At 40.9% G+C, this 215-nt stretch carries 1 protein-coding gene; it reads right to left on the bottom strand.

The genetic code is table 11. The features are described from left to right. Positions 1 to 215: hypothetical protein (locus ACG9ZL_RS21350; protein ID WP_419361942.1), on the bottom strand; the 215-nt coding region annotated here is incomplete at both ends.

A 215-nucleotide genomic window follows, 5' to 3' on the forward strand; every position in this document is an offset into this window, starting at 1 on the left:
CCCAATAACTGATTGCACGAAATAAACCTGCAAGTTTGCTTAAAATATCGAAAGCAGATTCGGCACTTTGAATATACACATTACAAGTGAACCGTGGCTCTTGACCGCCCTTGCCATTCGGTACCAACTGATCACAATATTGTGCTAAACGATACAATGACCATTTATCAATCATTTGCTCGGTTAAGCGGTTGCCAAGTGCATATCGCTTATTG

It is taken from the genome of Acinetobacter legionensis (genome assembly GCF_048551735.1).
Taxonomy (GTDB): domain Bacteria; phylum Pseudomonadota; class Gammaproteobacteria; order Pseudomonadales; family Moraxellaceae; genus Acinetobacter.